This is a genomic window from Noviherbaspirillum sp. (assembly GCF_035654295.1).
In the GTDB taxonomy this organism is placed as follows: domain Bacteria; phylum Pseudomonadota; class Gammaproteobacteria; order Burkholderiales; family Burkholderiaceae_D; genus Noviherbaspirillum.
In genome coordinates this window covers 1-7921 of the sequence record NZ_DASRXF010000070.1, presented here as the reverse complement: position 1 = coordinate 7921, position 7921 = coordinate 1, and the positions used below count along the sequence as shown (strand labels likewise).

At 62.3% G+C, this 7921-nt stretch carries 6 protein-coding genes and 2 pseudogenes; 3 read left to right on the top strand and 5 right to left on the bottom strand.

Going from position 1 to position 7921, the window contains the following annotated elements; all coding sequences use genetic code 11:
- The 3 genes and pseudogenes from VFF99_RS07885 to selD all read right to left on the bottom strand — a co-directional run.
- A pseudogene (locus tag VFF99_RS07885) lies at positions 1-450 on the bottom strand (biotin/lipoyl-binding protein); the annotation flags it as partial.
- Positions 451-453: 3 nt separating this feature from the next.
- The gene (locus VFF99_RS07880) at positions 454-2037 is read right to left on the bottom strand and encodes a TolC family protein (RefSeq protein ID WP_325016634.1); all 1584 of its coding nucleotides are present in this window, start codon (positions 2035-2037) and stop codon (positions 454-456) included.
- Between the two features lie 409 nt (positions 2038-2446).
- Positions 2447-3505, bottom strand: coding sequence for a selenide, water dikinase SelD (gene selD / locus VFF99_RS07875; RefSeq protein WP_325016632.1), 1059 nt, complete (start codon positions 3503-3505; stop codon positions 2447-2449).
- A gap of 112 nt (positions 3506-3617) precedes the next feature.
- On the opposite strand from selD, the gene mnmH reads away from it, so the two are divergent.
- A complete protein-coding gene (mnmH, locus tag VFF99_RS07870) occupies positions 3618-4667 on the top strand; it encodes a tRNA 2-selenouridine(34) synthase MnmH (protein ID WP_325016630.1) in 1050 nt (349 codons plus the stop codon).
- A 293-nt stretch (positions 4668-4960) separates the two neighbouring features.
- Here mnmH and VFF99_RS07865 read toward each other — a convergent pair whose 3' ends face one another.
- The gene (locus VFF99_RS07865; RefSeq protein WP_325016628.1) at positions 4961-6892 is read right to left on the bottom strand and encodes an AAA family ATPase; all 1932 of its coding nucleotides are present in this window, start codon (positions 6890-6892) and stop codon (positions 4961-4963) included.
- Positions 6893-7151: 259 nt separating this feature from the next.
- Here VFF99_RS07865 and VFF99_RS07860 point away from each other — a divergent pair, with 259 nt between their 5' ends.
- Entirely contained in the window at positions 7152-7361 is a 210-nt protein-coding gene (locus tag VFF99_RS07860; RefSeq protein ID WP_325016626.1) for a hypothetical protein, read from the top strand.
- On the opposite strand, the gene VFF99_RS07855 is transcribed toward VFF99_RS07860, so the two are convergent.
- Positions 7358-7537, bottom strand: coding sequence for a hypothetical protein (locus VFF99_RS07855; RefSeq protein ID WP_325016624.1), 180 nt, complete (start codon positions 7535-7537; stop codon positions 7358-7360). The two genes, VFF99_RS07860 and VFF99_RS07855, sit on opposite strands and share 4 nt — an antisense overlap.
- Before the next feature lie 132 nt (positions 7538-7669).
- Between VFF99_RS07855 and VFF99_RS07850 the strand changes: the two are divergent.
- Positions 7670-7921 (top strand): annotated as a pseudogene (locus VFF99_RS07850) (PAS domain-containing protein); the annotation flags it as partial.

The window sequence follows — 7921 nt, the reverse complement described above, 5'->3', positions numbered from 1 at the left end:
CTGGCATTTCTCCAGCGATACCGTCATCAGCGACACTTCCGCCCGCGCCTTGGAGACTTCGGATTCGGAGACATCCAGTTCCACCTTGCCGATGGAATTGAGTTCGTTGAGCCGCTTGTTGGCGACGAAGGTGCGTTCCGCCGCGGATAGCGCGGCACGGGCCTTCTGCAACTGGGCCTGCTGCAGCGAGCAGTCGAGCCCGACCAGCAACTGGCCGGCGCGGAAGCTGCCGCCTTCCTGCACGGGCAGGCGGCTGATCTTGGCGCCGATCTCGGCGGCGACGGTGGTGAAGCGGCGCGGCGAAAGCTGCGCACGGATGTCCTGCCGTTCCAGCGCCGGGCGAGGCGCCGGCGCGGCAGGCTTCGGCGCCTGCTGTGCAAGGGCGGCGGCTGTCACACCGAGGCTGACGAGCGCCAGGGCGAGCATCCGCAATTGTTGGCGCAGGGGCATGGCCTAGTTCTCCTTGTTGTCCGAAAACGCCAGTACCGGCTCGACGCGCCAGCCCGGCGCCATCGTCATCCTGAGTGCGAGTTCGTCCGTCGAAGGAGCCTGGGCCGCTGGCTTGAACGCTTCCTTGCTCCAGTCGCGGATGGCGTCCGACACTTTCTTCGTCAGTTCATCGAGGGGGATGTCGGCGGTACTGCCGATCGCCGGCTCCAGTCCGATGGTGGCCTGCAGCTTGCTGCCCGCGCCCTGCAGCTGCGACAGCGACTGGTAGCGGCGCAGCAGGCTCAGGATGGCCGTGGTGCTATTGGCCACCTGTTCCAGCTTGCTTTGTGTTTCCGCCGATTCGCGGTTGCGGATGTGCGCCGAGATCTTCGCGTCCGCCTGCCAGATGGCGTCGGCGCGCAGGAACTGCCGGTAGGCGATGGTGTACGAGAGACGCGACAGGTGCACCTGGGTGAGCACTGCCATCTGGGCCGCCACGCGGCGCTGGTCGGCCAGCTTGACGCCGGCCTCGGCCAGCGCCTTTTGCGAGGGCGCGCTCAACAGGTTCAGCAGGTTGTAGGAAAGCTGCAGGCCGGCATCATTCCAGCGGTTGTTGATCATGAAGCGGTCGGTGTCATAGTGCGCGGTGGTGCGGAACGACAGGTTGGGAAACAGGCGCAGCATGGTGCGGCGCGTTTCCTCAACGGCGATGCGCGCGCTGTAGAAATGCTCGCGCAGGTCGGCGTTTTGTTCCACTGCGAGCTGCTCCATGCGCTCGACGGGAACCTCCAGCAGCGAGGCGTCGACCTTGTCGCTCGGCTCCTGCACGCGGAAATCCTGTCCGAGCGGGGCATTGATGAGGTTGGCCAGCTCGATGCGTCCGGTCGAGAGTTCCTGTTCGATGCTCTCCAGCAGGCGCAGGTTTTCCAGCAACTGGCGCTGGTAGCGCAGCGCATCGACGGGATTGCGCAGGCGCTCGCTCTCGGCCTTGCGCGCATCCTCCAGCGCATCTTCGGCCAGCGCGATCGCATTACGCACATCGTCCTTCAGGCGCTGGGCACTGGCGGTGCGCCAGAACGCATAGCGCACGTCCTGGATGAGGGTGTGCATGGCCTTGCGCCGGCGCTCCGAAGCGATCAGCACGCGGTCGGCCTGCTGCTTGGCGGTGATGTAGCTGAGCCCGAAATCGAGCATGTTCCACGTCAGGCCGAGGTCGTAGGAAGCGTGCGAGCGTTCGGACGAAATATAGGGATTGGCGAGCGAAGGCAGACCGGTCACCGAATCCACGCTGCGGGTGATGAGGTCCTTGTCACGCGTCGAGTAACCGGCATTGGCGGTCAGTTTCGGCAGCATGTCCCAGTTGGCCGTGTCGAGCTGGTTGAACGCCAGCGCCTCCTCCATCATTTTCGTGCGGCGGTCGAGGTTGTACTTCAGCGCCCGCGCAATCGCCTCGTCCATCGAGAGCTCACCGCTGATTGGCGGAACGGCGTCGCGCGCGATCGCGCGGTCGAGTGCGGCCTGCTGGGCGATGTCGGCGGTGCCGAGAGGCTGGACCTGCACCGTGCCGCACGCGGCCAGCGCGAGGGCGGCGGCGACAGCGGCACTCATGGAAAGCAAACGGGGAAGGCGGGGGAGGGGACGGGCGACGGCGCGGGTGTCAGCAGGATGCGTGGCGATCATGTCGATGTTGGCGTTGTGTTGGAAGCGGCGAGCCCAAACAGGCTCAACCGGATTTCTTGCCGTTGGTAAAGCGTAAGACGGCGATCAGTTGATTTACGTCAATTGTAACGAGCTATTACACATGCTGCGTTGCAAAATAGTAATTTTTTATCGAAAGTTTCTAAGGAAGAACCCTGGGCGCAACAGAAGATTTCCGTATGGAAATAATGCGGAATGCGGCTTTCAGCGTTTGTAGGACAGACGCCTACGTCCTTGGGAGAAGAGATGCGGAGGCCGCCGGGGGGAGGTGAATGATGCGGTGCACAAAGGACGGGCGGAGGTGCCCGTCCTGCTTGCATCAGGATTTGATGACGACTTGGGCCGGTCCTTCGACAACAGTGCCGACGACGGCAGCATCGCCGAATCCCTCGCGGCGGAAGAGCGCCAGCACTTCATCCGCCGAGGAGGCGTCGCATGCCACCAGCAGGCCGCCGGAGGTTTGCGGATCAGTCAGCAAGGCTTGCTGTACCGGAGTGATGTCCGCGGGAAGCGCGACGTCGTGGCCGTAACCCGCCCAATTGCGGGCGGACGCGCCGGTGATGAAACCTTGTCCCGCCAGTTCTTCCACGCCGGGGAGCAGGGGGATCCTGCCGAGGTCCAGCTGCACGGTCATGCCAGCGCCGCGCGCCAGTTCAAGCGAGTGTCCGAGCAGGCCGAAGCCGGTGACGTCGGTCAGCGCGTGCACGCCCGCCATGGCGGACAGTGATTTGCCCGGTTTGTTGAGCTTGGTGGTGTTGTCGATCATCGCCCGGTAACCGGCGGCGTCGAGCGCGTTCTTTTTCAGGGCGGCCGACAGGATGCCGACACCCAGCGGCTTGCCGAGGATGAGCGTATCGCCGGGCCGCGCGCCGGCATTGCGCTTGACCTTGTCCGGATGCACCAGTCCCATCACGACCAGGCCATAGATGGGCTCGACGGAGTCGATGGTATGGCCGCCCGCGATCGGGATGCCCGCTTCGGTGCAGACCGCCTCGCCGCCCTGGATGATCTTGCCGATCACCTCGACCGACAACTGGTTGACCGGCATCGCCACTAGCGCCAGCGCCATGATCGGCGTGCCGCCCATCGCATAGACATCGGAGATGGCATTGGTGGCGGCGATGCGGCCGAAGTCGTACGGATCGTCGACGATGGGCATGAAGAAGTCGGTGGTGGCGACCAGCGCCTGTTCGTCGTTGAGCTTGTAGACGGCCGCATCGTCGGAGGTTTCGATGCCGACCAGCAGCTCGTTCGGCACCGGAAAGCCGCGGGATTGTTTCAGGATGTCGGCGAGCACGCCGGGCGCGATCTTGCAGCCGCAGCCGCCGCCGTGGGAGAACGAGGTCAGGCGGAGGGGGCTTTCGACGGGTTTGTTCATGGCATGTCTGGTGAAAAAGGTCCGGGCCGGACGCGAAGGGGCAAAGAATACTCCGGAAACCGTTTTTCGTCATAGAGCGGCCCGCGCCGGGCCCGGCGGGTACAATGTGGGGATGCAAAATTTCGATTCCTACGACCTCATCATCGACGCCCGCAGCCCGCGCGAATACGAGGAAGACCATATCCCCGGCGCGATCAACCTGCCGGTGGTCGACAACGCCGAATTCGCCGAAGTCGGCACGCTGCATCGCACCGATCCGCTCGCTGCGTACCAGCTCGGTGCGCGTTATTCCCTGATGAACATTGCCCGCCACATCGAGCAATGCATTTCCAAGTACCCGGCCAAGAGCCGGATCCTGGTGTATTGCTTCCGTGGCGGCAAGCGCAGCAAGGTGTGGTTCGATGTGCTCGACACCATCGGTTACCGGGTCGAGAAATACAAGGGCGGCTGGAAGGCGTACCGGCGCTGGGTGAACGAGGAAATGGCCGCGTTCCCGGCGAACTTCCGATACATCGTGGTGAGCGGCCCCACCGGCTGCGGCAAGACGCGCCTGCTCGGCGCGCTGCACCAGGCGGGCGCGCAGGTGCTCGATCTCGAAGGCATCGCCACGCATCGCGGGTCGATCATCGGCGCGGTGCCCGGCAAGCAGCAGCCGTCGCAGAAGATGTTCGACAGTCTCTTGCTGCGCCAGCTGCAGGAGTTCGACCCGGGCCGGCCGGTGTGGGTGGAATCGGAAAGCAAGAAGATCGGCAAAGTCCAGTTGCCGGATGCGCTGCTGGGCGCGATGCGTTCCGGCCTGACCATTGCGGTGGACGCCGCGATGCCGCAGCGCGTGCAGTTGCTGCGCGAGGACTATGCCCACTTCGAGCAGGACCCGGCGGCGCTGATCGAGCGCCTCTCCTACCTGCGCCCGCTGATCGGCGGCGAAGAGTTCGCCGCGTGGGAAGAGCTTGCGGCGCGGCGCGAAGTGCCGGCGCTGTTCGAGCGCCTGATGCGCAACCACTACGACCCGACTTACCGCCGTTCCATCCTGCGCAACTATCCGGAGATCGACAAGTCGCCGAAGGTCTTGCTGGAGGATTTGTCGGTGGAAGGCTTGCTGCCGGTGGCGCGGGAATTGCGCGAGCGCTTCGATTCCATCGTGCAGGCGCAGGCAGCCTGAGGACGAAAAAAAGCCCGGACTTGCCGGGGCTTTTCAATTCACTCGCGTTTGATTCCACCGCCGTCATCCCGGCGAACGCCGGGGTCCAGTGTCGTGCGTGCATCGATTAACGCCGCTGGATTCCGACTTTCGTCGGGATGACATCCTCTCCGGACATCACTCGCGTTTGATTCCACCGCCGTCATCCCGGCGAAAGCCGGGATCCAGCGTCGTGTGTGCATCGATTAACGCCGCTGGACCCCGACTTTCGTCGGGATGACGTCCTCTCCGGACACGCGGCAGGAATTGCAATCTCAGGCCGCCTTCGACTGCGCCGGCGCCGTCATCATCTCGGACAGCAGTTCGAACACCTCGTCCTTGGACAGCACATAGCGCTCCAGCAGCGTGTCCTTCAGCGTCCACATCACATCCTTGTACGCCTTCATCGCTTCCAGCGTCGCGGTGTAGAGCTCGTCCGCCTTGGCTTCGACCTGGCGCATCGCGTCTTCGGTCGAACCTTCGCGCTTGAACTGGGTGTAGTCCACCTTTGAACGCGAGTACATGGAGAGCTGGTTCACCATCAGGTCGAGCTTGGCGGTGATCTTCTGGATATCGTTCTGGCTGCCGGTGGAAATGCCGCGCGCGCCGTAGAACAGTTCTTCCGCTGCAACGCCGCCGTAAAGCTGGATCACGTCCTGTTCCATTTCTTCCAGCGTCTGCAGGGACACGTCTTCCGAGGAAGACAGTACATAGCCCAGCGCGCCGACCTTGGACACGGACTCGGTGCTGATCTTCAGCAAGGGCGACTTGGCCTTCACTTCTTCCCAGCTCATGCCCTGGCGCAGGTAGGGGTCGATCTGCATGAAGAAGTGGCCCAGTTCGTGCAGCGCCACGCGTTCGCGCTTCTTGTCCTGCTCGGCGGTGGTGGCGCGGTCGGTCAGGCCGATCATCGAGCGCTCGAAGGCGCGGAACATGACATCGGTGGTGATCAGGGTCTTTTCCTGAATGGCGATCATGCTCGCGCGGTCGACCACGGTTTCCAGCAGTGCCGGGCTGAGGTTGGCGGTGATCTCCGCCGCATAGTCCAGGTTCAGGTTCGCCCAGTCCACGCACTCCGGATCTTTCTTCGCCAGGAAGACGTTCAGCAACTCGCGGCGCTCGGCCTTGTTCGGCAGGCGGAAGTTGATCTTCACCGCAAAGCGGCGCAGCATCGCTTCATCCATTTGCGTGGTGGCATCATTGAAGTTCGAGGCCACGACCCAGATCACGCCGGCGCCCTTGTCGCTCTTGATACCGTCGAGCAGGGAGAGCAGGGTGTTGGCAGTATCGTCATCCCACTTCTTGTCGCCGCGGCCGCGCGGCATGAACAGGCTCTGCGCTTCATCCAGGAAGATGATGCAGCGCTCCATCGAGCATGCCTTTTTGTAAATCGCGTTGAGCGCCTTGGAACCGCCGCCGACGAGCCCGGATTCCAGGCCCGAACCCGATGCCTGGATGAGCGGAATGTCCAGCTTCTTGGCCAGGTAGCCGGCGAGCTTGGTCTTGCCGGTGCCGGCCGGGCCGGTCAGCATGACGTTGAACGGCTTGTCGATGTTGTGCGAGCGGTACAGGTCGCGGTTGCGGATCATTTCTTCCAGGTGCGCGACTTCCTGCTTGATGTCTTCCATGCCGATCAGGTCGTCCATGCTGCCCTTGAGGTTTTCCGGCTTGACAACGGATGCGCCGCCGCCCATGCCCATGCCGGGCAGGCCCTTGCGCAGCGAGACGAACAGGAAGATCAGCAGCGCGATGCCGACGGCATTACGCGCAAGAAAGCCGCCGGCTTCGTTCAGGATGCCGTCCTTCGTTTCCTTGTCTTGGAGGATTTCCTTGTTGGATTCCAGGTACTCGGCGTTGGCGATCGCGTACGGAATGCTGTTCTTCAACAGGACTTCGCGTTCGAGATTGCTGTGCGAGGTGCTGGGCACCTTCACCACGTTGATCTGCGCGGCATCCTTGTACTTGAATACATAGCGAGGGAAATCGGAGAGGGGCTGTGCGACCAGCAGGTATTCCAGGCGGCCGGCGTTGGCGGCGATGCGGGTGATTTCGGAAATGTCCTGGGAGTGCACAACCGGGTTGGCGGCGCGCAGCGCGAGGGGTTTGAATACGACGGCGGCTACGCTGGCAAAGGCCAGCAGCACCATCAGTACCGCGCCGACATAAGCATTGTTGAAGGCTTCATACACCTTGGAACATCTTGGCATTCGTTCGTCCTTTGGGGAGGTCAATTGAGAGCGCGTGTCCCGGATGCGTTGTCCAGTGTCGCGCAACGTTTCTGGTCAGAAGCTGATAGACAGGGCAGCGCAGTTTTGGTTGCTCCGCACAAAAGAAAATTCCAGAGATTTTTTCTATGGGCGCGATAGGAACCGTCCCCTCGGCCAAAGCGCATGCCTTGAGGAAAAAATGTCGGACCGCAACCAGGCATTGATCGTGCGCAAGTCCGGCCGGAAACGAGCTGCTTAAATGAACTTCATCGGAGACAGTTCGCAGGAGGGGGGAGCGATGGTGACAACAATAATCCTGGCACTCGCATTGCTCATGGCCGCGCTCGTGGTCGGCGTGTTCGTCATGGCGCTCATCGAGCTCAATGAGATCGAGGAAATCGCAGAGGGTTCGCGCAATGCGCAGAACAGCACGCTGCTCGGGCCGGTCACGGGCACCGCGGAATATTAGGTCTGCTTGCTTTCGCCGGACTTGGCTTCGATCATCCGCGCAAAATTGACCAGTTCCTTTTCCGTCGCCATGTCGTTCAAGTAGCAGATTTCGCCGTCGACAATCATCAGTTTCGCCTGGTGGGCCAGAGCGAGAATCTCGTCGCGCCGCAGTTCATGAGTATGGTGGTGTTTCATGTTTCCACTCGGAAGTTGATGGGTGAAGGAAATTCTTTCGGGCAATCTGAAAGCTACGACGCCCCCATGAGTTCCTAAGTTCCGCTGCATTGCACCATATTTAGATCGTGTCAAAGTGGTAACATACGGGTCATGAACGCCAGTTACCGCCCGTCACAGAAACAGCCAGGTTCGGAAGACCGCTCCGTCGTGCGCGCAGCCATTCGCCGTCTTGCCGAGCGTGTTTCCATGATCGTGTGGGAGGCGGACACCGAAGGGCGCTGCACCTACCTCAATCCCGAAGCGGCGCGGGCGTTTTCCTCGCCCGCGGATGTGCACATCGATGACTGGTTTGCTCATATCCATCCCGAGGATGCGCCGGGCGTGATCGCAAAGATCCAGGAG